Annotated in this window: 1 protein-coding gene; it reads right to left on the bottom strand. The window is 64.6% G+C overall.

The genetic code is table 11. From position 1 onward, the window contains the following. Positions 1-272 precede the first annotated feature (272 nt). Positions 273-1,313: an IS110 family RNA-guided transposase gene (locus ACFFWD_RS36410; RefSeq protein ID WP_376973912.1), complete on the bottom strand. Its 1,041-nt coding sequence runs from the start codon at positions 1,311-1,313 to the stop codon at positions 273-275. Positions 1,314-1,392 lie beyond the last annotated feature (79 nt).

Genomic DNA, 1,392 nt, shown 5'->3' on the forward strand with positions numbered 1-1,392 from the left:
GGCCGGGACCCATATGTGGACGGCCCCCGTGGCACAAGAGCTTTCTGGAATTGGTCGGATCGCTGACATCCATATGTCCGGCCTGTTTTGATGCGATCGTGCTGATCGCTGGGCCAAGATGGTTTCCGCGACGCGAGTGCCAAACAACCTGGCGACCTTGTGAAGGCCAATGGGTCCCGCGGCTTGTCTCGCGTTCTGGATCGATCGATCATTCCATCTGCTCTTGCAGCTCCGGTTCGGCCGACGAGTGCGAGGTCCGGCCGGCCAAATTGTTAAGTAGCGCCTGTCGGTGCGGCGTTAATCCGTGCGGCGTCGTAGCTCTCGCCCGTCACCATCAGCTTCCAGGCGATGCGGGCCACCTTGTTGGCGAGTGCCACGGCCGCCAGCTTCGGCGGTTTGCGCTTGAGCAGCGCGACAAGCCAGCGCGAGGGCTGACCGCGCCCGAGCCTTGCTTGCCGGATCACCGCGGTCGCCCCGGCTACGAGCAGGCGACGCAGGGTCTCGTCGCCGGCACGGGTGATCTTGCCAAGCCTGGTCTTGCCGGCCGTGGAATGGTCCTTGGGGGTCAGGCCGAGCCAGGCCGCGAACAGCCGGCCGGAGCGGAACGCGTGTGGATCGGGCGTCTTCATCACAAGCGAGGTTGCAATGATCGGACCAACCGAGGGAATCTGGGCCAGACGACGGCTTGTGGCGTTGGCCCGGTGCCAGGCCAGCAGCTTGGCCTCGATCGCCTTCAGCTCGCCCTGCAACTGCGCGTAGTCGCGGCTCTGCATGGCGAACAGCTCGCGCGCCATAGGGGGAAGGCTCTCGTCCTGCGCAATCCGGGCCAGCAGCGGCCCGATCTTGTCCAGCCCCTTGGGCGCAATCAGGCCAAACTCCGCCGCGTGGCCGCGGATCGAATTGCTGAGCTGGGTGCGGCGGGCGATCAGCCCGTCGCGCACACCCGCCAACATCAGCGCGGCCTGCTGCTCGGCGGTCTTGACCGGCACAAAACGCATCCGCGGCCGGCTCATCGCTTCGCACAGCCCGTCCGCATCCCGACCGTCGTTCTTGTTCCGCGTCACATAAGGCTTCACCAGCTGCGGCGCCATCAGCTTCACCTCATGGCCGAGCTTGCCGAGTTCTCGAGCCCAGTAATGGGCCGCACCGCAGGCCTCCATCCCAATCACGGTCGGCGGAAGCTTCGCGAAAAACTCCAGCATCTGCTTCCGACCAAGCCGCTTGCGCAGCACGGGCTGCTCGCCCGCGTCCACTCCATGCAGCACAAAAATATGCTTCGACGTATCCATGCCAATGCGGATAATCTCTCTCACGGACGGCTCCCTTGTCTGAGATTTGCACAACCTCATTCTGGCACACTGATGCCGTAGGGGGCCGTCCACCCCATCAACC

The organism is Bradyrhizobium erythrophlei, from assembly GCF_042430365.1.
Taxonomy (GTDB): domain Bacteria; phylum Pseudomonadota; class Alphaproteobacteria; order Rhizobiales; family Xanthobacteraceae; genus Bradyrhizobium; species Bradyrhizobium erythrophlei.